This is a genomic window from Streptomyces sp. NPDC038135 (assembly GCF_055601245.1).
This window is the reverse complement of sequence record NZ_JBVJXS010000007.1, coordinates 440,585-460,897: the sequence shown is the minus strand read 5'-3', so window position 1 is coordinate 460,897 and position 20,313 is coordinate 440,585. Positions and strand designations below refer to the sequence as shown.

21 protein-coding genes and 1 pseudogene are annotated in these 20,313 nt (G+C 72.6%); 15 read left to right on the top strand and 7 right to left on the bottom strand.

Translation table 11 applies throughout. From position 1 onward, the window contains the following. Window positions 1–56 precede the first annotated feature (56 nt). Window positions 57–1,298: a GNAT family N-acetyltransferase gene (locus tag ACZ7JA_RS22495; RefSeq protein WP_470809979.1), complete on the top strand. Its 1,242-nt coding sequence runs from the start codon at window positions 57–59 to the stop codon at window positions 1,296–1,298. A 330-nt stretch (window positions 1,299–1,628) separates the two neighbouring features. Beyond that, window positions 1,629–2,540, top strand: coding sequence for a winged helix-turn-helix domain-containing protein (locus ACZ7JA_RS22490; RefSeq protein WP_351666094.1), 912 nt, complete (start codon window positions 1,629–1,631; stop codon window positions 2,538–2,540). 40 nt (window positions 2,541–2,580) lie between these two features. Here ACZ7JA_RS22490 and ACZ7JA_RS22485 read toward each other — a convergent pair whose 3' ends face one another. Next, window positions 2,581–2,769 (bottom strand): hypothetical protein, encoded by a 189-nt coding sequence (locus ACZ7JA_RS22485; RefSeq protein WP_351666092.1) that lies wholly within the window; start codon window positions 2,767–2,769, stop codon window positions 2,581–2,583. 130 nt (window positions 2,770–2,899) lie between these two features. Between ACZ7JA_RS22485 and ACZ7JA_RS22480 the strand changes: the two genes are divergently transcribed. Together ACZ7JA_RS22480 and ACZ7JA_RS22475 are read left to right on the top strand one after the other, a co-directional pair. Beyond that, window positions 2,900–3,778, top strand: coding sequence for a winged helix-turn-helix domain-containing protein (locus ACZ7JA_RS22480; protein WP_351666090.1), 879 nt, complete (start codon window positions 2,900–2,902; stop codon window positions 3,776–3,778). Further along, window positions 3,727–4,539, top strand: coding sequence for an HAD family hydrolase (locus ACZ7JA_RS22475; protein WP_470809975.1), 813 nt, complete (start codon window positions 3,727–3,729; stop codon window positions 4,537–4,539). The genes ACZ7JA_RS22480 and ACZ7JA_RS22475 overlap by 52 nt, the downstream gene beginning before the upstream one ends. Here the strand turns inward: ACZ7JA_RS22475 and ACZ7JA_RS22470 are convergent. Further along, the gene (locus tag ACZ7JA_RS22470; protein ID WP_470809973.1) at window positions 4,530–4,712 is read right to left on the bottom strand and encodes a hypothetical protein; all 183 of its coding nucleotides are present in this window, start codon (window positions 4,710–4,712) and stop codon (window positions 4,530–4,532) included. The genes ACZ7JA_RS22475 and ACZ7JA_RS22470 overlap by 10 nt on opposite strands. Before the next feature lie 174 nt (window positions 4,713–4,886). On the opposite strand from ACZ7JA_RS22470, the gene ACZ7JA_RS22465 reads away from it, so the two are divergent. From ACZ7JA_RS22465 to ACZ7JA_RS22455, 3 genes are all read left to right on the top strand, one after another. Beyond that, a complete protein-coding gene (locus tag ACZ7JA_RS22465; RefSeq protein WP_470809970.1) occupies window positions 4,887–5,762 on the top strand; it encodes a winged helix-turn-helix domain-containing protein in 876 nt (291 codons plus the stop codon). Between the two features lie 235 nt (window positions 5,763–5,997). Further along, window positions 5,998–8,175 carry a phosphotransferase gene (locus ACZ7JA_RS22460; protein ID WP_470809968.1) on the top strand — a complete coding sequence of 726 codons (2,178 nt, stop codon included), beginning with the start codon at window positions 5,998–6,000 and terminating at the stop codon, window positions 8,173–8,175. A gap of 128 nt (window positions 8,176–8,303) precedes the next feature. Further along, window positions 8,304–8,819 (top strand): HAD domain-containing protein, encoded by a 516-nt coding sequence (locus ACZ7JA_RS22455; protein ID WP_389302931.1) that lies wholly within the window; start codon window positions 8,304–8,306, stop codon window positions 8,817–8,819. On the opposite strand, the gene ACZ7JA_RS22450 is transcribed toward ACZ7JA_RS22455, so the two are convergent. Beyond that, window positions 8,797–9,702 (bottom strand): aminoglycoside phosphotransferase family protein, encoded by a 906-nt coding sequence (locus ACZ7JA_RS22450; RefSeq protein WP_470809965.1) that lies wholly within the window; start codon window positions 9,700–9,702, stop codon window positions 8,797–8,799. The two genes, ACZ7JA_RS22455 and ACZ7JA_RS22450, sit on opposite strands and share 23 nt — an antisense overlap. Before the next feature lie 168 nt (window positions 9,703–9,870). Here ACZ7JA_RS22450 and ACZ7JA_RS22445 point away from each other — a divergent pair, with 168 nt between their 5' ends. The 3 genes from ACZ7JA_RS22445 (at window position 9,871) to ACZ7JA_RS22435 (ending at window position 11,550) form a co-directional block, all read left to right on the top strand. After that, the gene (locus ACZ7JA_RS22445; protein WP_389302937.1) at window positions 9,871–10,356 is read left to right on the top strand and encodes a helix-turn-helix domain-containing protein; all 486 of its coding nucleotides are present in this window, start codon (window positions 9,871–9,873) and stop codon (window positions 10,354–10,356) included. A gap of 75 nt (window positions 10,357–10,431) precedes the next feature. Beyond that, window positions 10,432–11,085: a hypothetical protein gene (locus ACZ7JA_RS22440; protein ID WP_470809961.1), complete on the top strand. Its 654-nt coding sequence runs from the start codon at window positions 10,432–10,434 to the stop codon at window positions 11,083–11,085. Between the two features lie 117 nt (window positions 11,086–11,202). Continuing rightward, complete coding sequence (locus tag ACZ7JA_RS22435) at window positions 11,203–11,550, top strand: DUF2516 family protein (RefSeq protein ID WP_351666211.1); 348 nt, start codon at window positions 11,203–11,205, stop codon at window positions 11,548–11,550. 18 nt (window positions 11,551–11,568) lie between these two features. Here the strand turns inward: ACZ7JA_RS22435 and ACZ7JA_RS22430 are convergent, their stop codons facing one another. From ACZ7JA_RS22430 to ACZ7JA_RS22420, 3 genes are all read right to left on the bottom strand, one after another. Then, complete coding sequence (locus ACZ7JA_RS22430) at window positions 11,569–12,870, bottom strand: PP2C family protein-serine/threonine phosphatase (protein ID WP_389302942.1); 1,302 nt, start codon at window positions 12,868–12,870, stop codon at window positions 11,569–11,571. 320 nt (window positions 12,871–13,190) lie between these two features. Next, window positions 13,191–14,282, bottom strand: coding sequence for a C40 family peptidase (locus ACZ7JA_RS22425; RefSeq protein WP_351666071.1), 1,092 nt, complete (start codon window positions 14,280–14,282; stop codon window positions 13,191–13,193). 274 nt (window positions 14,283–14,556) lie between these two features. Beyond that, window positions 14,557–15,408: a class I SAM-dependent methyltransferase gene (locus ACZ7JA_RS22420; protein WP_389302947.1), complete on the bottom strand. Its 852-nt coding sequence runs from the start codon at window positions 15,406–15,408 to the stop codon at window positions 14,557–14,559. A 226-nt stretch (window positions 15,409–15,634) separates the two neighbouring features. Between ACZ7JA_RS22420 and mshA the strand changes: the two genes are divergently transcribed. The 3 genes from mshA to ACZ7JA_RS22405 all read left to right on the top strand — a co-directional run bounded on the left by mshA (window position 15,635) and on the right by ACZ7JA_RS22405 (window position 18,383). Continuing rightward, complete coding sequence (gene mshA, locus ACZ7JA_RS22415) at window positions 15,635–16,972, top strand: D-inositol-3-phosphate glycosyltransferase (RefSeq protein WP_470809960.1); 1,338 nt, start codon at window positions 15,635–15,637, stop codon at window positions 16,970–16,972. Further along, entirely contained in the window at window positions 16,965–17,465 is a 501-nt protein-coding gene (locus ACZ7JA_RS22410; RefSeq protein WP_470809959.1) for a type III secretion system chaperone family protein, read from the top strand. The genes mshA and ACZ7JA_RS22410 overlap by 8 nt, the downstream gene beginning before the upstream one ends. Window positions 17,466–17,579: 114 nt before the next feature. Then, entirely contained in the window at window positions 17,580–18,383 is an 804-nt protein-coding gene (locus ACZ7JA_RS22405) for a hypothetical protein (protein WP_470809958.1), read from the top strand. 12 nt (window positions 18,384–18,395) lie between these two features. Here the strand turns inward: ACZ7JA_RS22405 and ACZ7JA_RS22400 are convergent. Continuing rightward, a pseudogene (locus ACZ7JA_RS22400) lies at window positions 18,396–19,198 on the bottom strand (helix-turn-helix transcriptional regulator). 49 nt (window positions 19,199–19,247) lie between these two features. On the opposite strand from ACZ7JA_RS22400, the gene ACZ7JA_RS22395 reads away from it, so the two are divergent. Beyond that, entirely contained in the window at window positions 19,248–19,697 is a 450-nt protein-coding gene (locus ACZ7JA_RS22395; protein ID WP_470809956.1) for a DUF2000 family protein, read from the top strand. Between the two features lie 356 nt (window positions 19,698–20,053). After that, the gene (locus ACZ7JA_RS22390) at window positions 20,054–20,284 is read left to right on the top strand and encodes a hypothetical protein (protein WP_351666065.1); all 231 of its coding nucleotides are present in this window, start codon (window positions 20,054–20,056) and stop codon (window positions 20,282–20,284) included. Window positions 20,285–20,313 lie beyond the last annotated feature (29 nt).

Below are 20,313 nucleotides of genomic sequence, written 5' to 3'. Positions count from 1 at the left end.
CCGGACGGAGGGAAAACCGCGCGACAGGGTCCGGCGCGCCCGCCTAGCGTGACCCCATGACGATCGACATCCGCACGGCGACCGAGGCCGATTTCGAGGACTGGCAGCGCGCGCGGAACATCGGATTCCTCCAGGAGCCGGTGCTCAAGCCCGAGCAGCTCGAGGGGCGCCGCAAGCACTGGGCCGGAAGCCGGCCGCTCGGCGCCTTCGACAACGGCCGCTGTGTGGCGACCTTCCGCTCCTTCGACCAGGAGATCACCGCGGTGGGCGGCGGCGCCGTGCCCGCGGACGCCATCACCAACGTCACCGTCACCCCCACCCACCGCCGGCGCGGCCTGCTGAGCCGCATGATGGCGCGGGACCTGGCGGCCGCGAAGGAGCGCGGTGACGTCGTCGCCACGCTGATCGCCGCCGAGTACCCGATCTACGGCCGCTACGGCTTCGGCCCGGCGACCTGGACGACCGAGTGGACCGTCGAGGTGCCCCGCAGCGGCCTCGATCCGCGCTGGTCGGGACCGGAGGACGGCGGTCGGATCGATCTGGTGGACGGGGAGGACGTCCGCGAGCTGGGTCCCGGGCTGCACGAGCGGGTCCGCCGCGCCCAGCCCGGCGCGGTCAGCAGGAACGAGCTGTGGTGGCAGCTGAACACCGGGATCCTGGGCCGCGACAGCGGCTGGACCGAGCCGTTCTACGCCGTCTACCGGTCGGCCTCCGGCGAGGTCGAGGGCCTGGTGTCGTACGAGTCGGACGACCGCTGGCACGACAAGCAGCCGCACAACACCGCCGACGTCAACTGGCTGCTCGCCGCCACTCCGGCGGCGGAGCGGGCGCTGTGGCGGTTCCTGTGCTCGATCGACTGGATCACGAAGGTCAAGAGCGGCTGGCGCGGCCCGGACGACCTGCTGCCGTTCTTCCTCCCCGACCCCCGCGCGGCGCGGGTGACGGCCCACGCGGACTGGCTGTGGGTGCGGATCCTGGACGTCGTACGGGCCCTGGAGGCGCGCACGTACGACGGGACGGGCTCGCTGGTGCTGGAGGTCGTGGACGCGGACGGCCTGGCCGGTGGGCGGTTCCGGCTGGAGGCCTCGCCGCAGGGCGCCTCCTGCGGGCCGGCCGGTGGGGTGGGCGCCGATCTGACGCTTCCGGTCGCGGAGTTGGGCACGGTGTGGCTGGGGGACGAGTCCCTGGTGCGGCTCGCGGCCCTCGGACGGGTCCAGGAAGAGCGAGAGGGCGCCGCCCGTAAGGCCGACGCCCTGCTGCGCACGCCCGGGCGACCGTGGTGCCCGGACATCTTCTGAGGTCCCTTCTGCCGGCGGCACGTGCTGTTCATCCGTAGCGAGCTGTTCGGTTGTCACGGTGTTCGGTTGTGGCTGTGCGATGACGTGTTCAGTTGTGGCTGTGCGGGCCGTACGGGCCGTTCAGTTGTGACTGTGCGCTCCGGTGGCCGCCCCCTGCCCGGGCTCCCGGCTCCCCTCCGGAAGGGAGCCCGGTCGGCCAACCACTGAGAAGCTCGACCATGTCGCCCAAGTTGGCGACCAACTTCACTGTACTTATCTCCGTTTGGAAGCGGCTCATAACCACCTTTCCGTGAACTGCCGCAACTTGGCGCGAAGTTGTAGTGTGCGTTCGTGGACCCGGAACACGCCTCCGCCAATGGGCGGAAGAGGCCACAGCGGTCACGCACGTCACACCGCGAGGTGGCCGACGAACTGCGCGCCCGGATCAGGTCCGGGGACCTGCGGCCGGGCCAGCGCATGCCCACCCAGGCCAAGCTGGCCGACGAGTTCGGTGTGGAGCGCGGCGCCGTGCGCCAGGCGCTGCGCATCCTGCAGTCGGAGCACCTGCTGACCGGCGTCTCCAAGGGCGCCCCCGCCATCGTGGCCGCCCTCGCCCAGCAGGCCGGGCCCGCGGCCGGCCCCGCGGCCGGGCCGCAGCCCACCATGGTCGGCCTCGCCCCGCGCATCGCGGCCGCCTTCGCCGCCCCGCACGTCGAGGTCGACGCGCTGTGCCTGACGGCCGTCTCGCTCACGCTGGCGATCGGGGAGCCGCTCCGGCAGATCCACGCCGGACGGCTGAAACCGGCCAAGATCGATGTGCGGGTCCTGCTGCCGTCCCGGAACATCGACCTCGCCTTCCCGGTCTCCGTCGACGCGCAGGGCGACGACGATCCCGTGCACCGGCGCTGGCTGGAGATGCGCAACGCCCAGGGCCAGGTGCTGCGCGACAACCTGCTCGCGCTGCGCACCACTCACGGCATGGACGTGCGCGTGTCCTTCCGGGCCCTGCCCTTCACCCCGCCGGTCAAGCTGTACCTGCTCAACGGGAGCGAGGCGCTGTTCGCCTACTACACGCTCACCCGCCGCGAGCGGGAGATCGACCACGAGCACCTCCAGCTCTACGACGCCGAGGGCACGCGGTCGATGCTGTTCCCCTTCGCGCAGGGTGCGGACCTGCGCGACACCACGTTCGTGGAACAGTCCCACCTGTGGTTCAACGCACTGTGGGAGACGATCAGTTCGGACCTGCTGCTCACGCCCTAGGCGCGCTGTCCGGGCGCGCCCGGGGGATCGCCGGCGCCGTTCACAGGGCCGGGCCGGCGAGGAGCAGGGCGAGCAGCAGGGCCCCGGCGGAGCTGACCGCCGGGCTCTTGGCCTTGATGCCCACGGAGAGCAGCAGCAGGCCGACCAGACCGGCGGCGCCGTACTTCCATTCGACGAGCTGTTCGAAGCCGACGACGAGGACGGCGCAGAGGAGCGCGAGGACAGGCATGGACGTTCCCCCTTTCAGTCTGCCAACTCGCCCGAGTTGGCAGCCAACTCTGTTTAAGTTGTCCCCACTTGGTCCATACTCATAAACAACTTGGCGACAACTCCCGTCAGATGGATCAGGGTTGTAGCGTTTGGTTGTGGCTCAGGAGAACGTGGCAGTGAACGGCAGCGGCAGGCTCACGTCCCGGCAGATCGCCGACGTCCTGCGGGAACGCATCCGCACCGGCGAGCTGAAGGCCGGGGAGCGCCTGCCCACCCAGGCCGAGCTCGCCGTCGAGTTCGGCGTGGAGCGCGGGGCCGTACGGCAGGCCCTGCGGGCGTTGGCGGACGACGGTCTGCTGAGCGGCGTCAGCAAGGGCAGTCCACCGCGCGTCGCCGAGCCCGCCCCCGCCCATGACGAGCCCCAGCCGACGATGGTGGGCCTCGCCCCCCGGCTGACCGAGGCCTTCGCGGCCCCGCACGTGCGCATCGACGCCGTGTGCCTGACCGCGCAGAGCCTGATCCCGGCCCTCGGCGAACCGCTGAGGCTGATCCACGAGGGCCGTATCCGCCCCGGCCGGATCGACGTGCGGGTCCTGCTGCCGTCCCGGGACATCAACCTCGCCTTCCCGGTCTCGGTCGAGGCGCGGGGCGACGACGACCCCGTGCACCGGCGCTGGCTGGAGATGCGCAACGCCCAGGGCCAGGTCCTGCAGTACAACCTGCGGGCCCTGCGCTCCACGCACGACATCGACGTCCACGTCACCTTCCGGGCCCTGCCCTTCACCCCGCCGGTCAAGCTGTACCTGCTCAACGGCGTGGAAGCGCTCTTCGCGCACTACATGGTCACCCGCCGCGAGGAGCCCACCGACTCCGGAACACTGGAGATGTACGACACGCTCGGCTCCGAGTCCCTGCTCTTCTCCTTCGAGAGGCGGGCCGGCCAGCGGGACGCCGCATTCGTGGAGCAATCGCAGAAGTGGTTCGACGCCCTCTGGGAAACCATCACGACGGACCTGACACTCTCCTAGTGACTTCTGATGCGACGCGGACCGAACCGGTGACGGAAGAGACCGAGGACGAGACCGAGGACGAGACCGAGGAACTGCGGAATCTGATCAGACGCGCACGTGTCGTGCTGTGGGACTTCGACGGGCCGATCTGCCGGCTCTTCGCCGGGCACTCGGCGGAGCGGGTGGCCGTCGACCTGGCCCGCTGGCTGGAGAGCCGGGGCCTGCACGGCCTGCTCACCCAAGAGGAACGGGAGTCCCTGGACCCGCACGTCGTGCTGCGCGCCGTGGACCGCAGGCACCCCGGCAGCGACCTGGTCGGTGAGCTCGAGGAACGCCTCACCCAGGAGGAGCTGCGGGCCACCGGATCGGCGATGCCCACGGCGTACGCCGATCCGCTGATCCGCACCTGGACGGCGGTCGGCTCCCGGCTCGCCATCACCACCAACAACTCGCCGCGGGTGGTGCGCGAGTACCTGGCGGGCCGGGGTCTCGTGGACTGCTTCACGCCGCACATCTACGGTCGCAGCCAGGACCTCCATCACCTCAAACCGGACCCGCACTGCCTGAACCGTGCCCTGAGCGCGATGGGCGCGGCCCCCGGGACCGCCCTGATGATCGGCGACACGCCCTCGGACCTGCTCGCGGCGAACAGCGCGGGCGTCCCCTTCCTCGGCTACGCGCGCAACGAGCGCAAGGAGAAGCTGCTGCGGGAGGCCGGAGCCACCCGCACCGTGCGTTCGCTGCAGTCGGTGCTGAGAGAGGTGCTGGCTCAGGCCTGAGCCATCAGCAGCGTGAAGAGCACGGCGGCCCCGACGGCGAGGCCGGCCCGCCGCGCCCGTACGCCCACCGCCACGGTGGTCAGGAGCAGCACGCCGGCGACGCCGAGCCTGGCCTGCGCCTCTGCACCGAGAAGGAGTTCGAAAACCGCTCTGACGATCTGAAGCAGGAGCATGGCCCCCCACCTTCCGTCCACTTCCGGCAACCGTCCAAGACTCGGTCCAATTGGCCTGCTGGACTGGTTCTGGTCTGCCCGGTCCGGCTGATCGCTTAACCAACAGGCGGAAATAGCTGACGAGTTGGCCGTGCGCCCGGTTTGCCGGTGGACGGAAAGCGGTACGGTCCTGTTGTGGACGACCAGCAGACCAGTGAGGGCGGCCAGGGCAGGAAGTTCCAGCGTGTCGCCGGTGAGCTGCGCTCCAGGATGACCGACGGGACGTACCGGCTGCGTTCCTTCCTGCCCTCGGAGCGCGACCTCGCCGAGGAGCTCGAGGTCTCCCGGGACACGGTCCAGCGGGCCCTGCGCGAACTGGCCGACGAGGGCTGGATCGAGTCCCGCCAGGGCAGCGGCTGGCGGGTGGTCAAGACCCAGCTCATACAGTCCGCGACGCCCAAGGCCACCCGGTCGAGCCGAGGAGCGACCCTGGGCCCGCTCATCAGCGAGGCGTTCGAACGCGCCGAAGTGAACCTGGACGTCTACACGTTGACGTCCGAGACGCTGGACGCGCACATCCGCCTGCAGGTGGAGCGCATCCGCGCCGGCATCATCCGTCCGCAGCGCATCGCCCTGCGCGTACTGCTGCCCTCCGAGTCGCTGGTCCTGCCCTATCCGCGGAACAGGGACGACCGGGCGGACGACCGCCCCCAGAAGCGCCTGCGGGCCATCGGCCGGCGCCACACGCAGTCCCTGCGGACCATGCTGGGCGAACTGATGACGGAGGGGCTGGTCCCGTCCGTGGAGTTCCTTGTCCGGTACGCCCAGCTCACCCCCGTGTGCAAGCTCTACCTGCTCAACGGCGTCGAGGCGCTGCACGGCATGTACGAGGTGATCGAACGTCCGATCATGCTCGACGACGGAGAGGTGATCACCGCCCTCGACGTGCTCGGCCTGGGCGCCACCCTGACCCACCATGTGAAGGACGGCGACCCGAGCTCGCCCGGATCGGTGTTCGTCGGCAGCATGCAGGCGTGGTTCGACTCGGTCTGGGACCGCCTCGCCGAATAGCGCGGGGCGCCCCGGAGGGCGGCGCCCGTGCGCTAGCATTCCCGCACCGCTGCACCGGTCGGTCTGCTCCCCGTGCATGGAGACGGCGAACCAGCACGCCCGGCGACCGGCCTCGAAACCCGGCAGACCACCCGTTGTGACCATTCGAGGCCCATTCCGGTCGTGCCTGGAATCACCTGCACCTAATGTTTGGCATACCTTCCGTCTCTCTCGCGCGAATCACCCGGAGCGGCCAGTGGGCGCACCCTCTCTTCCCCGTCGGTACCCCGGGGAAGGCGCCTGGCCCGGCGCCGTCAGCGCATTCGTCCGCAGAGCCGCCGAACGGGGCGTGGCGAGCAGCGGGCACCACAACCGGAACTACGTGCTGCCGGTCACCGAGGACGTGCGGCACCTGCTGGGGCGGGACACCGGCACCTCCGTGACGGTGCGGGTCCGCCGGGGCGACGCGCTGCCGGTCGTGATCAGGACCTGGCAGGACGAGTCGGCGATCCTGGACGCCATCAAGGGCATCCTGCCGCACGTCCCGCAGTGCCTGGCCAAGGGTGACGGCTACGCGATCCACAGCTATGTCGAGGGCGTGCCGCTGTCCAGCGTGTGCGAGAACGGCAAGCCGGTCGACGCCCTGCTCGTCAAGGCCCTGGCCGGTCTGCTCGGGCAGATGGCGCAGGTGCGCAGGGAGGCGCTGCCGCCCCTGCCGGCCGTCTGGCCGCGCAACGACAAGGACAGCCAGGGCTTCCTGCAGACGCTGGCCCATATGGCGGACCGTCAGATCAGACGGGCGAACTGGCCGGGCTTCGGCGGACTGTTCGCCGCGCTCGGCATCCCGGAGGACGCCCTGACGCGGTTCGCCGAGCGGGTCCCGGCCATGGCCCGGCGCCCCTACAGCCTGCTCCACGCCGATCTTCACCGCGACAACCTGATCATGTCCTACGGTGGTGACCCGCCCCTGATCTGCGTCGACTTCGAGCTCGCGACCTACGGCGACCCCCTGCACGACCTGGCGACCCACCTGGTCCGCATGCAGTACCCCGCGCACCAGTGGAACGAGGTGATCGACGCCTGGGCGGACGCCATGCGGCTGATCCGTCCCGCGGCCGTCAACGGGCTCGCCAAGGACCTGCGGCACTACATCGCCTTCGAGCGGGCCCAGTCGGTCTACCCGGACGTGATGCGGGCGGCCGACTCCCTGCACGCGTCACCCGACCAGAAGAGCCTGGACGACGCGACCGCGGCGGTGCGGCGCGCCCTGGAGGCGGCGGCCGGCCCGCTCCGCCTCGGCAATCTGCCGGACGCGCGCGAGATCGAGCGGATCCTCTTCCGCTGGCGCGCCGCGCGCAACGGCGGCCTCGGACTGTCGGCGAAGATCAGGGACTGGCACCAGGACCAGCGCGTCCCGGAGCACCCGGACTTCCCGCACTCGGCGGTGCGCCAGGCCCTCTTCGCGGAGGGCGCCACACCCGCCAGCCGGGTCTTCAAGGGCACCGGGCACCTCAACTCGGTGGTGCGGGTCCCCGAGGTCGACTTCCCCGTCGTGGTCCGGCGCAAGGTGGCCAACGTCTGCCGCCGGGAGCGCGGTTTCCTGAGCGAGCACGCCGTGCTGAGGGCCATCGAACTCGCCGGCGTGGGCGTGGCGGCCCCCAAGCTCCTGGCCCTGGGGACCAGCTACCAGGGGGAGCAGTTCGCCATCCACACCTACGAGGGACCGCGGGACGGCGAGCATCCGCCCAACCACCCCGTGCACGGCCTGCTGCCGCACGAGGCGGACCGGCTGGTGGACCAGCTCCACGCCCTGACACGGGTGGGCTACAAGGAGCTCGACCCGGCGGGCGGCGAGGGGGACTTCTACGGCATGCTGAGCGACCGGCTCGTCCTGCTCGTGGAGGAACTGCCGAAGGAGTCCCAGCAACTGGCGCGGCTCTTCGGACTGCCCGACGCCGGCCGGCTCCGGCAGATCCTGGCCCGGCACACCGTGAGCCGCCGTGAGCCGGCCCTGCTGCACGGCGACCTCAATCCGTGGAACCTGGTGCGCCGTGCGGACGGGCTGGCGCTGACGATCATCGACTGGGAGATGGCGGTGGTCGGCGACCCGCTCTACGACCTGGTCAGGCACATGCACCTCACCCCGACCCGCCCGGAGATCCGGGACCGCATGTTCCAGCGCTGGCAGAAGCTGCTGGCCCCCGGGCACACCGTCGACTGGCCGCAGGACTGGCGGGTCTACCGCTGGATCGAGATCGTGCGCTCGGCCTACGTGGACCTGGACCGCCTGGTGACCGGCGCGAGCCTGGACGCCCCCAACGTCCGCCGGGCCGTCGACTCGTACGCCATGACGCTGGCCGCCGCGACCGCCTCCCTCGGCCTGCCCACCCGCCGCCCGACCGCGAACCCGTACCTGGCCCGCGCTCTGGCGTGAGCCGGGACGGGCCCTGCGCCCAGGCTCCCCCCATGGCCGTCCCCCGCCTGGACGTCGTCCACTCCCGGCCGCTGCCGTTCCGGTGACGCTCTTCAGCCGGCGCCCGGCGAAGGGCATCCTGGACGGTGATGCTGCTCTTCCTCGACGTGGACGGGCCGCTCATCCCGTTCGGGGCGTCGGACGGGGCCTATCCGGTGTTCGACCGCGGCCTCGCCGGGCCGCCGGACGCGGGCGGCCACCCCCTGCTGAACCGGGTCGACCCGGCGCTCGGCGCGCGACTCCGCGGGCTCGGCTGCGAACTGGTGTGGGCGACGACCTGGATGGACGACGCCAACGCGTGCCTGGCGCCGTGGCTCGGGCTGCCCGCGCTGCCCGTCGTGCGGTGGCCGGACGAGGACGAGCCGCCCGGCCTGCTGCACTGGAAGACCCGCCCGCTGGTCGCCTGGGCGGCGGGCCGCCCCTTCGTCTGGATCGACGACGAGCTGACCGAGGCCGACCGTTCCTGGGTCGCCGTCCACCACCGCGCGCCCGCCCTCCTGCACCGGGTCGACCACCGGTACGGCCTGACCGGGGCGGACTTCGGCGCCGTGGCGGACTGGCTGCGGCTGCCGGCCCCGGTGCTCAGCCGGCCGCGGCGTCGGTGACGATCGCCCGGAGCCGGGCCCGGCACTCGGCGACGAAGGCGGGCCAGGTGTGCCAGTAGTAGGAGACCCCGCTGACCCCGACCGCGATCGCCCAGGCGCGGGCGCGCGCCCAGGTCGCGTCGTCGAGGTCCAGGGCGTCCCGGTAGGCCTGGCGCGCCTGGGGCGGCAGGTCCCACACGGGGGCGTGCTCGGCGTCGGGGAAGCCGACGGAGAGCGCTCCGAAGTCGATGACGGCGTGCAGCGCGCCGTCCCGGACCAGCACGTTGGTCGGCTTGAGGTCGCCGTGCAGCCACACATGGGGTCCGCAGGGGTCGGGCAGGGCGAGCGCCGCCCGCCACAGCCGCTCCAGGAGGTCGACGTCCATCTCCTGGCCCACGGTGGCCCGGCAGTCCTCGAAGGCCGCGCCGACCCACTCGTCGCAGGGCCCGAGGAGGCCGCCGCGGTACCAGCTCAGGTCCCCGGCCCGCGTCGCCCCCATGAGGTCGACGGCGTGCAGCTCCCGCACCACCGCCGCCAGGTCGGCGCCGTAGGCCGCCCAGTCCCGGACGGTGTGCGGGCCGGCCTCGTCGCCGTCGATCCAGCGGTGCACGGACCAGACGGCGGGGAAGGCGCCGGTGGGCGTCCCGGCGTGCACGGGCTCGGGAATCGGGCGGGACAGCAGCGGCGCCAGGCGGGGGAGCCACTGCTGTTCCTTGCGCACGGACCGCCCGTCGGCGGTCCGCGGCAGCCGTACCAGCAGGTCGTCGCCCAGCCGGTGCATGGTGTTGTCCGAGCCGGAGCCCGCGGGCGACAACGGCAGGCCGGCCCACTGCGGGCACTGGGCCCGCAGCAGCGACCGGATGAGCGTCTCGTCGACCGGGATCTCGTCCTCGTGCAGCGTCACCGCGGCAGTCTCACGTCCGGAGCCGCCGGGACGCCAGCGAGTTTCCGTGCGGCTCGGGCCCCGGAGGGGGCCGGCACTGGGACGAGCGGGTGAACTCCGCGCGTGGCGTGGCGCACTCTTGCAAGCAGATGCTTGCAATTGTTAGCGGAAGTGCGGCATGGTGGAGTCATGGCATCGCTCAACGTCGGCAATCTCGGTGAGTACCTGCGCGAGCAGCGGCGAAACGCCCAGCTCTCGCTGCGGCAGCTCGCCGATGCCGCCGGGGTGTCCAATCCGTACCTGAGCCAGATCGAGCGCGGGCTGCGCAAGCCCAGCGCGGAGGTGCTGCAGCAGGTCGCCAAGGCGCTGCGCATCTCCGCCGAGACGCTGTACGTCCGCGCCGGCATCCTCGACGCCGAACGGGACCGGGACGAGGTCGAGACGCGCGCCGTCATCCTCGCCGATCCCTCGCTCAACGAGCGGCAGAAGCAGGTGCTGCTCCAGATCTACGAGTCCTTCCGCAAGGAGAACGGATTCGGGGTCGGCGAGCCGGCGGCGCGGGAGGGGCACGCGGCGGAGCGGACCGAAGGCGCCGAAGTCCCGGGCGACACCGCCGAACGCGGCATCCGCACGGCCGGCGGCAGTGATGCCGGTCCGCGGCGGACGGCCGGATAGCCGGACCAGGGCCCGGCCGCCCAGACCGCGGACACACCAACCTCAGCCGAACGCGAATCCGGGAGGACCATCACCATGGCCATCACCGACGACCTGCGCAAGACCCTCAGCGACCCGAAGCCCCTCTACTTCGCCGCCGGCACCGCCGACCTCGCGCTCCAGCAGGCCAAGAAGGTGCCCGCCCTGGTCGAGCAGCTGCGCGCCGAGGCGCCGGCCCGCATCGACGCGGTGCGCAACACCGACCCGAAGGCCGTGCAGGAGCGGGCCGCCAGCCGGGCCAAGGAGGCCCAGACGACCCTGCAGGCCAAGGTCAACGAGTTCATCGGCACCCTGGACGTCGACCTGAAGAAGCTGGGCGAGAACGCCCAGGACCTCGCCCTGCGCGGGGTCGGCGTCGCCGCCGAGTACGCCGTCAAGGCGCGCGAGGCCTACGAGAAGGTCGCCGAGCACGGTGAGCAGACCGTGCGCAACTGGCGCGGCGAGGCCGCCGAGGAGATCGAGGACCTGGCCATCGCCGTCGAGGGCAAGCCCGAGCCGGGCGAGGTCCGGACGCAACCGAAGCCGGCCGTGGTCAGGACCGAGCCCGCCGCCGTGAAGAAGCCCGTGGTCAAGGAGTCCGCCGTCAAGGAGCCCGCGGCCAAGGACTCCGCATCGAAGAAGGCCCCGGCGCCGCGCAAGGTCACCCCCACCACCACCACCGCGAAGAAGACGACGCCGCCGGCCAAGTGAGCAGGTCCGGCAGAACGGCCGGCAGGACCTGAACGGGCCGGGCACCCTTGGGGTGCCCGGCCCGTTCTACGGGTACGGTGACCGCGTACGGATCAGGAGAAACGGGCGGTGGACAGCATGCTGATGTTGGGCTTCGCGGGGTTCATGGGGATCTTGAAGATCGTCATGATGGCCATCGCCGCGTTCGGGCTGTTCGACGCCGCCTTCCGGCGCGAGGACGCCTTCCGCGCGGCCGACAAGCAGAACAAGGTCTTCTGGCTGATCATCCTCGGCATCGCGCTCGTGGTCAGCTACCTGTTCTCGCTCCTGTCGATCCTGCCGATCGCCGGCGTGATCGCGAGCATCGTCTACATCGTCGACGTGCGTCCCGCGCTCAAGCAGGTCTCCGGCGGCAGCGGCTGGGGCCGCCGCCGCGGCGGAAGCAGCAGCGACGGCCCCTACGGCCCGTACAACGGCGGCCGCTGACGGCGGGCCGCCGCGCGGTCAGGCCGTGCGGTCCAGCAGGACCACCGCCACGTCGTCGGTCAGCTCGCCGCCGTTGAGGTCGCGGACCTCGCTCACGGCGGCCCGCAGCAGGTCCTCGCCGCGCAGCCCCTCGGCCAGCTGGCGGCGGATCATGTCCACCATGCCGTCCTGGCCGAGCCGCTCGCCGTCCGTGCCGACGCGGCCCTCGATCAGGCCGTCGGTGTAGAGCATCAGGCTCCACTCGGCGCCCAGCTCCACCTGCATCCGGGGCCAGCGGGCGCCGGGCAGCAGGCCGAGGGCGGGGCCGTTGTTCTCGTACGGCAGCAGCTTCGGGGCCCGGCCGGGGCGGGCGATCAGCGGCGACGGGTGACCGGCCAGGCACAGGCCCGCCCGGCGGCCGTCGGGCGCGATGTCCACCGTGCACAGCGTCGCGAAGATCTCCTCGTCCGCGCGCTCGTGCTCCAGCACCTCCTGGAGGGTGCCCAGCAGCTCGTCCCCGCACAGCCCGGCGAGCGTCAGCGCGCGCCAGGCGATGCGCAGCTCCACGCCGAGCGCGGCCTCGTCCGGGCCGTGGCCGCAGACGTCGCCGATCATGGCGTGCACGGTGCCGTCGGGGGTGCGTACGGCGTCGTAGAAGTCGCCGCCGAGCAGGGCCCGGGAGCGCCCCGGCCGGTAGCGGGCGGCGAAGCGCAGCGAGGAGCCCTCCAGCAGGGGCGTGGGCAGCAGGCCCCGCTCCAGCCGGCGGTTCTCCTGGGCGCGCAGCTTGCCCTCGGCGAGCCGCCGCTCGGCGGTGTCGGAACGCTTGCGCTCCACCGCGTAGCGGATGGCACGGCTGAGCAGCCGGCCGTCCAGCTCGTCCCGGAACAGGTAGTCCTGGGCGCCGACGCGCACGGCCTCGGCGCCGCGCTCGGCGTCGCCGGAGGCGGTCAGCGCGAGCACGGCGTGCCGGGGCGCGAGCTGGAGCACGTGCCGGAGCACGGCCAGCTCGTCGGCGTCCTCGTCGTGCGCCCGGCCGGGCGCCGGGAGGGCGAGGTCCAGCAGGATGCAGTGGACGTCGTCGGTGAGGAGCCGCTCGGCCTCGGTGAGGTTGCGGGCGCGGCGGACACGGACCGGCTTGCCGGAGGAGTCCAGCATGTCGGGCACGATCGGCAGGCCTGCCGGATCGTCCTCGATCAGCAGCAGGGTGAGAGTGGCGCTGTTGGCGCCGGCCGTGGCGTTGCGGTGAGCCTCTTCCTTGAGGGGGCCGCCTTGAGCGACGGCCTGCGCCTGACCACTCTCCACGGCCGGGATCGCTCTCTGCCGCGGTACGGGTACGGGCATCGTCCTGTTTTCCTTCCCTCCCCCCGAGGGCAGGCGGGGCGAGGGACCTCGACCCACCGACGGGTGACCCTAGCGGTACTGCCCGCCTCGACGGAATGGTGTGAGCCGCGTCGCTCGCGCGCAGGCCCCTGTCATATGCCGCGATTCGTACCGCAGTTGGACAGCCCGCCCGGGCGGCGGGGATGACGAAGCTCACTGATCGCCCCGTCCGTAAGGCGGTTGGCCGTGCGGTGGGTCACACGGACGGGGTGCGACGGGGCCCGCGGGGGGCCGCCGGAGGGTGTGCGTCGCCCGGCGTGCGGGCCGTCACATGACCTGGGTCACGCGTCCGGACGTACGACGCCCAGGATCGGCATCGTGCCCGCGCCCGCCACCGTCACCGTCCGCCCCGGCCGCGGGGCGTGGATGATCTTGCCGTCGCCGGCGTACATCGCGACGTGGCTGGCGTCGCCGAAGTAGATGATGAGGTCGCCGGGGCGCATGTCCTCGACGGCGACGTGCGGGAGCCGCTTCCACTGCTCCTGCGAGGTGCGCGGGATGGGCCGGCCGGCGTCGGCCCAGGCCTGGGAGGTCAGGCCCGAGCAGTCGAAGGAGTCGGGGCCCTCGGCTCCCCACACGTACGGCTTGCCGAGCTGGGCGGTGGCGAACTCCACCGCCGCGCGGCCCTGCTTGGAGGCCTTGGCGCCGATGTCGTCGAGGACGCCGCTGTCCAGCCACTTCGTCTGGGCCTTGGCGGCGGCCTGCGCCTCCAGTTGGGCGAGCCGCTCCTTCTCCTTCTCCTCGAGCCGGTTCTCGAGCTGCTCGGCCGCCGAGATCTGCCGCTTGATCCGCTTCTTGGCGGCGGCCTTGGCCTTGCGGTTGAGTTCGAGCTTCTTCCACTGGGCGGCGGCGTCGTCGGCGTAGTCCCGCAAGTCCGCCTGGGTGCGGGTCATTTCGCCGATCAGCTTGTGGGTGGCCCGCTGGCCGTTCAGCACCGTCCCGGCGCCGTCGACGAAGCGCTGCGGGTCGTCGCTGAGCAGGAACTGGGCCGTGGGCGGCAGTCCGCCGTTGCGGTACTGGGCCCGGGCCGACGCGCCGGCCTGGTTCCTGAGCCGCTCCAGCTTCTCCTGGCCCTCGGTGATCTTCTTGGTGAGCGCGGCGATCCGGGCCGACTGCTTCTTCGTCTTCTCCTCGGCCGCGTTGTAGGCGTCGGTGGCCACGGCCGCGTCGTGGTAGAGCCGGTCGAGTCTCGCGCGGACCTGCTCCAGGTCCCTGTTCGGCGGGGGAGCCGGGCTCGGGGACGCGCCCGGTGTCGCGCTCCCGCTCGGTGTGGGAGTCGGAGCGGCGAACGCCGTGCCGGGCGCCGTCAGCACGGTCACCGCGCAGACCACGGTCACGGCGGCCATGAGCAGGCCGCGCTTGCCCGTCCCCATACAGTCCCCCAAGCTGGTTAACCGTCAGTAACTTGTGGTCGTCCGAGGATCGTGCCATGGCGGCGCGCAAAACGACAGAGGTCATGGGAAGTCGGGTTTCCGCCCGCCGCGGCGCCCTCGGGCACGCCCCGGTCACCCATCGCCCCGTCCCCGCTTCCCCTGGCCGGCGCCCGTCACGACGATCTTCTCGACGATGTGACGAACGACGCACCGAGATCGTTCCCGGCGGCGAGTCGGCGCGGGTTCGCGCGGATGCGCGCCGGTTGGCGCGGTTTCAGTGGGCGCGCGGCGCCAACGCGTCCCAGGCGACCGTCACTTCACCCTGCCGCCAGCGCGCGGCGGTGTCCGTCACGGGCCAGTCGGCGGTGAGGTCCCGCACCGCGCGGATCCAGCGCTGGCGGGCGCCGTACGAGGCGTAGGGGGCGGCGGCGGCCCAGGCGCGGTCGAAGTCGCGCAGGAAGGAGTGCACCGGCTCGCCGGGGACGTTCCGGTGGATCAGCGCCTTCGGCAGCCGCTCGGCGAGGTCGGACGGCCGCTGGAGCGAGCCGAGCCGGGTCGCGAAGGTCACCGTCCGCGGGCCCTCCGGACCCAGCGCCACCCATACGTGCCGCCGGCCGATCTCGTCGCAGGTCCCCTCCACCAGCAGCCCACCGGGCGAGCCGGCGTCCGCCGGCGCGAGCCGCGCGCACAGCCGCTGCCACACGGCGGCGACCTGGTCCTCGTCGTACTGCCGCAGCACGTTCGCGGCCCGCACCAGCACCGGGCGCCCGGGCACGGGGATCTCGAAGCCGCCGTGCCGGAAGGCGAGTCCGTCCCGCTCGTACGGCCGGGCGGCCGCGACCCGCGCCGGTTCGATCTCGACGCCCACCACGCGGGCGCGGGGCGCGACGGTGCGCAGCCGGCCGAGCAGTTCGACGGCGGTCCAGGGCGCGGCCCCGTACCCGAGATCGATCGCCACCGGGTCGGCCGCGCGGCGCAGGGCGGCGCCGTGCGTGGCGGCGATCCAGCGGTCCATGCGGCGCAGCCGGTTGGGGTTGGTGGTGCCGCGCGTCACGTTCCCCACCACGGCGCCCGCCCCGCTCGGGCGGCGCCGGGCGTGGGGGAGGGGCGTGGCGCGGGCGGTCATGACTACGAGGGTAAGCGGGGCCCCGCGGCGGCCGGCTCCGCTCGGTCTCCGTCCGGGTTCCCGCCGCGGCCCACGCACGCTCCAGTCGAACGGTTGAGCGAGACCAGGTCATGATTCGGTAAAGGCGCGTGATCGGGAAATGGCAGGGCACCCGTCGGCTGTTGCACTCCCAGGAGGGCGCGGTAGGTCCTCCGGCAGGCATGCCCGCACCGAGGAGGAACGCCACGTGAGCCAGTACGCCGGCAGGCTCGGGCGTCGCTCCCCGGCGGCGTCCCCGCGGCTCAGGCTGCACCGCAGACCGCGCCGCGTCGCCATGCTCTCCGTGCACACCTCGCCGCTGCACCAGCCGGGAACCGGTGACGCCGGCGGCATGAACGTCTACATCGTGGAACTGGCCCAGCGGCTGGCCGCGATCAACATCGAGGTGGAGATCTTCACCCGGGCCACCGAGGGCGGCCTGCCGCCCCGCGTCGACCTCGCCCCGGGCGTCCTCGTCCGGCACGTCGACGCCGGTCCCTACGAGGGCCTGGCCAAGGAGGACCTGCCCGCCCAGCTCTGCGCCTTCACGCACGGCGTGATGCAGGCGTGGGCCGGCCACCGCCCGGGCCACTACGACCTCGTCCACTCCCACTACTGGCTCTCCGGCCATGTCGGCTGGCTCGCCGCCCAGCGCTGGGGCGTGCCGCTGGTGCACGCCATGCACACCATGGCCAAGGTCAAGAACGCCAACCTGGCCGACGGCGACACCCCCGAGCCCGCCGCCCGCGTCATCGGCGAGACCCAGATCGTCGCCGCCGCCGACCGCCTCATCGCCAACACCGAGGAGGAGGCCGGCGAACTCGCCCGGCACTACGCGGCGGACCCCGGCAAGGTCGCCGTCGTCCACCCCGGCGTGAACCTCGACCGGTTCCGCCCCGCCGACGGCCGCGCCGCCGCCCGTGCCCGCCTCGGTCTCCCGCAGGACGCCCTGATCCCCCTCTTCGCGGGCCGCATACAGCCCCTGAAGGCGCCGGACGTGCTGCTGCGGGCGGTCGCCGCCCTGCTGGACGAGCGGCCCGAGCTGCGCTCCCGGATCGTCGTACCGGTCGTCGGCGGGCCCAGCGGCAGCGGTCTCGCCCGGCCCGAGGGCCTGCAGAAGCTCGCCGCGCGCCTCGGCATCGCCGACGTCGTGCAGTTCCGCCCGCCGGTCGGGCAGGAGCAGCTCGCGGACTGGCTCCGGGCGGCCTCCGTCCTGGTCATGCCGTCCTACAGCGAGTCCTTCGGGCTGGTCGCCATAGAGGCGCAGGCGGCCGGGACCCCGGTGCTGGCCGCCTCGGTCGGCGGGCTGCCGGTGGCCGTGCGCGACGGCGCCACCGGCTTCCTCGTGCAGGGCCACCGCCCGGCCGAGTACGCGCGCGTGCTGGCCCGCTTCGCCGATCACCCCGCGCTGACGGACAGCATGGGCGCGGCCGCCGCCCGGCACGCGCTGGGCTTCGGCTGGGACACAGCGGCGGCCGCGACCGCCGACGTCTACACGGCCGCGACCCAGTCCCACCGCCGTCGCGTACGCTCCCAGCATGGGTGATGTCGAGAAGGCCACGCAGGTCGTCGAGGACGTCCTGAAGGACGCCGAGCTGGAATGGGAGAGCCCCGAGACCGGGACGTACGTCGTCAAGCTCCCCGGCACCCGCAAGCTCTCCACCACGGTCAGCCTCATCGTCGGCCGCCACACCCTCTCCCTCAACGCCTTCGTCATCCGGCACCCGGACGAGAACGAGGCGGGCGTCCACCGCTGGCTGCTGGAGCGCAACCTCAAGCTGTTCGGCGTGAGTTACGCCGTCGACCGGCTCGGCGACATCTACGTCACCGCCCGGCTGCCGCTGGCCGCCGTCACGCCCGAGGAGACCGACCGCCTCCTCGGCCAGGTCCTGGAGGCCGCCGACGGCGCCTTCAACACCCTGCTGGAGATGGGCTTCGCCTCGGCGATCCGCAAGGAGTACGCCTGGCGGGTGTCGCGCGGCGAGTCGACCCGGAACCTGGACGCCTTCAGCCACCTCCTAGAGCGTCCGGCCGACTGACGGACGGGACCCGGCCCCGGGGTCCCAAGCGGCCCTTCCCCGCGTGCTGTTAGCCTGCGGCGACCCGGATTCTCACCGGGTCCTTACCGCTCTCTCACCAGCAAGAGGTTGTGCATGCGCGCAGGAAGATCGGGCTCCGCGGCCGCGCTCGCGGGAGCGCTCGCCCTCGGGGCGTACGCCGCGCCGTCCGCGGCGGCGGCGGACACCGGCGTCACGGTGTCGAACCTGGTCGTGAACAAGGGCAAGCCCGTCGTCGTGGGCACCACCGCCGAGGTGCGGCCCGGCTTCACCTTCCACATGTCCCTGCCGTCCGGCGTCACCGCCGACGACGTCACCCCGTTCCCGTACCTGTACCACGACACCACGGCCGCCAAGGGCGCCGAGTCCGGCGGCATCTACACGGGCTTCACCAGCTGCAGCCCGGCCGGTCCGCGCGCCGCCGACTGCGAGGGCGAGCTGTACATCGACCCGCGCTCGCGGCTCGACTCCAACAACGACGCGACCACCTGGAAGACGGCCGTCTGGGTGCGCCTGTGGGACTCGAACGAGAACTTCAAGGGCGAGGAGTACCTGACCGGATTGAGCTCCGTCCAGGTCAAGCGCGCGGGCAAGGCCACCGTCAACGCCTCGCCCGAGCCCGTCGCCAAGGGCGGGAAGATCACCGTGACCGGCCGGCTCACCCGCGCCGACTGGGTGAAGCACACCTACACGGGCTTCGGCGGCAAGTCGGCCAAGCTGCAGTTCCGCAAGGCGGGCACCAGCACCTACTCCACCGTCAAGATCGTGCAGGCCGACTCCGCGGGCTACCTCAAGACCACGGTCACCGCTGCCGCGGACGGCTACTGGCGCTGGACGTACGGCGAGACGTCCACGACCGGCGGCGCCACGGCCGCCGGCGACTACGTCGACGTCAGGTGACCCGGCGCTCCCTCACCGGGCACTGAGCCGGTAGCGCCCGGGCGGCACGCCCACCAGTCTCTTGAAGTGCCGGGTGAGATGGGCCTGGTCGCAGAACCCGGTGGCCGCGGCCACCTCGCCCGGCGGCAGCCCGTCCAGCAGCAGCCGCCGGGCCCGGCCGACCCGGCGGGACGTCAGGTACTGGTGCGGGGGGATGCCGTAGGCGCCGCTGAACGCCCGCACCAGGTGGGCCGGATGGGCGTGCAGCAGCCGTGCCGCGTCGGCGAGCACCAGCCCCTCGGTGACGTGCTCGTCGAGCAGCTCGCGCAGCGACCGGGCGAGAGCGGGGCCGCGGCCGGGCCGGCGGGCGCCGGCGTCCCGGCGCCGCAGATGCTCCCGCAGCCGCTCCCCGACCAGCGCCAGCCGGCTCTCCGCCTCCAGCTCGTCGCCGGGCCGGCCCAGCACGGAGTGCAACTGCCCGACCCGCAGCCGCAGTACCGGGTCCCGCAGGTCGGGGCCGTCCACGGCCGGGCCGATCAGCTCGTCGCCCAGGTGGCTGCCGCCCAGTACAGCACCCGCTTGCGGAAGCCGCGCGGGGTGGCGGGGGAGCCGTTGTGCGGCACGTGCGGCGGCAGCAGCGAGACGGTGTCGTGCGGGGTGCCGTGCTCGTGCCGGTCGAGGTCGTACCGTACGGCGCCGTCGTCGACGATCAGCAGCGTCCAGGCGTCGTGGACGTGCATCGGGTACGCGTACTCGGTGAAGTGGGCGTGGAAGACCTCCACGACACCCGGGACGCGCGGGCGCCAGGCGGAGACGGCGGACTGGTCGGCGGCCACGCAAAAAACGTACAAGACCGCGGCGCGCCCCGGTCGGCAGTCTCACTCCATGAACACCGAACCGCAGGCCGACCCGGCCGCCGCCCCCGTCCGCTTCGACACCAAGATCGCCGTACTGCTCCGCGAGGACCTGGCGCCCTGGCAGCGACTGAACGTGACGGCGTTCCTGGTCAGCGGTCTGGGCAGCCAGGTCCCCGAGGTGATCGGGGAGCCGTACGAGGACGCCGACGGCGTGTCCTACCTGCCGATGTTCCGCCAGCCGGTGCTGGTCTTCGAGGGCGCCAAGGAGACCCTCACGGCGGCCCACGCCCGGGCCCTGTCCCGCGCCCTGCCCCGGTCGGTGTTCACCTCCGACCTGTTCGTCACCGGCAACGACCGCGACAACCGCGCCGCGGTGCGGGCGGTGGGGACGGCGGGCCTGGATCTCGTCGGGCTCGCCGTGTACGGCCCGCGCAACGGCGTGGACAAGGTGCTGAAGGGCGCCCGGATGCATCGGTGACCGAATCTGCACAGCGCACACGCAAGCCCGCGCCCGCGAACGCGCTTGGTACGCAGTTGTCCGGATCGGGCCGGGCCTGGCAAGGGCTACGGCCCCGCCGCGCCGGACCGCTTGTGGAGAAGCTGCCCGCAACCGATGACCGGGTGTGCACGGATGAGGAGCCGGCGCTCCCAACTGCCCGGTGCCGCACGGCGGTCGACTGGATGCCGGACACGCTCCGTGATTTGATCCATCGCGCCGCCGGGTTCAAGCCAGGGCGTCCGGAAACGGATGCCTTACGCCCGCGCGGCCGAGCCGTCCGTCCCCGGCGGCTCCGCCCTCCCCTTGTGGAACCTCCGACGAAGGGCAGTTTCGACATGACCTCCGCTCCCCAGGTCCAGACCGCCGAGATCTCCGACGCCGAGCTGGACGGCGTCTCCGGCGGCCTCAACCCGCAGGCCGGCATCGTCGCCGGGCCCGCCGCGCTCAACAGCTCGGACCTGCTGGCCCAGCTCGACACCGTCACGGACACGGTCCAGGGCGCCGTCGGTCAGCTCCAGGGCGCCGCCGCCCAGTTCAACCGGGTCGGCGTCTACGCCTCCTTCTGACCGCCCTCGCGCCGCCCCACCGGCGCCGA

Excerpts from the sequence above, each read along its gene's own strand:
- ACZ7JA_RS22425 (WP_351666071.1), bottom strand. The coding sequence starts at position 14,282 with ATGGGGACGGGCAAGCGCGGCCTGCTCATGGCCGCCGTGACCGTGGTC.
- ACZ7JA_RS22405 (WP_470809958.1), top strand. The coding sequence starts at position 17,580 with ATGCGCGCAGGAAGATCGGGCTCCGCGGCCGCGCTCGCGGGAGCGCTC.
- ACZ7JA_RS22390 (WP_351666065.1), top strand. The coding sequence starts at position 20,054 with ATGACCTCCGCTCCCCAGGTCCAGACCGCCGAGATCTCCGACGCCGAG.
- ACZ7JA_RS22430 (WP_389302942.1), bottom strand. The coding sequence starts at position 12,870 with ATGCCCGTACCCGTACCGCGGCAGAGAGCGATCCCGGCCGTGGAGAGT.
- ACZ7JA_RS22420 (WP_389302947.1), bottom strand. The coding sequence starts at position 15,408 with ATGACCGCCCGCGCCACGCCCCTCCCCCACGCCCGGCGCCGCCCGAGC.
- ACZ7JA_RS22485 (WP_351666092.1), bottom strand. The coding sequence starts at position 2,769 with ATGCCTGTCCTCGCGCTCCTCTGCGCCGTCCTCGTCGTCGGCTTCGAA.
- ACZ7JA_RS22440 (WP_470809961.1), top strand. The coding sequence starts at position 10,432 with ATGGCCATCACCGACGACCTGCGCAAGACCCTCAGCGACCCGAAGCCC.
- ACZ7JA_RS22395 (WP_470809956.1), top strand. The coding sequence starts at position 19,248 with ATGAACACCGAACCGCAGGCCGACCCGGCCGCCGCCCCCGTCCGCTTC.
- ACZ7JA_RS22495 (WP_470809979.1), top strand. The coding sequence starts at position 57 with ATGACGATCGACATCCGCACGGCGACCGAGGCCGATTTCGAGGACTGG.
- ACZ7JA_RS22410 (WP_470809959.1), top strand. The coding sequence starts at position 16,965 with ATGGGTGATGTCGAGAAGGCCACGCAGGTCGTCGAGGACGTCCTGAAG.
- ACZ7JA_RS22455 (WP_389302931.1), top strand. The coding sequence starts at position 8,304 with ATGCTGCTCTTCCTCGACGTGGACGGGCCGCTCATCCCGTTCGGGGCG.
- ACZ7JA_RS22435 (WP_351666211.1), top strand. The coding sequence starts at position 11,203 with ATGCTGATGTTGGGCTTCGCGGGGTTCATGGGGATCTTGAAGATCGTC.
- ACZ7JA_RS22470 (WP_470809973.1), bottom strand. The coding sequence starts at position 4,712 with ATGCTCCTGCTTCAGATCGTCAGAGCGGTTTTCGAACTCCTTCTCGGT.
- ACZ7JA_RS22445 (WP_389302937.1), top strand. The coding sequence starts at position 9,871 with ATGGCATCGCTCAACGTCGGCAATCTCGGTGAGTACCTGCGCGAGCAG.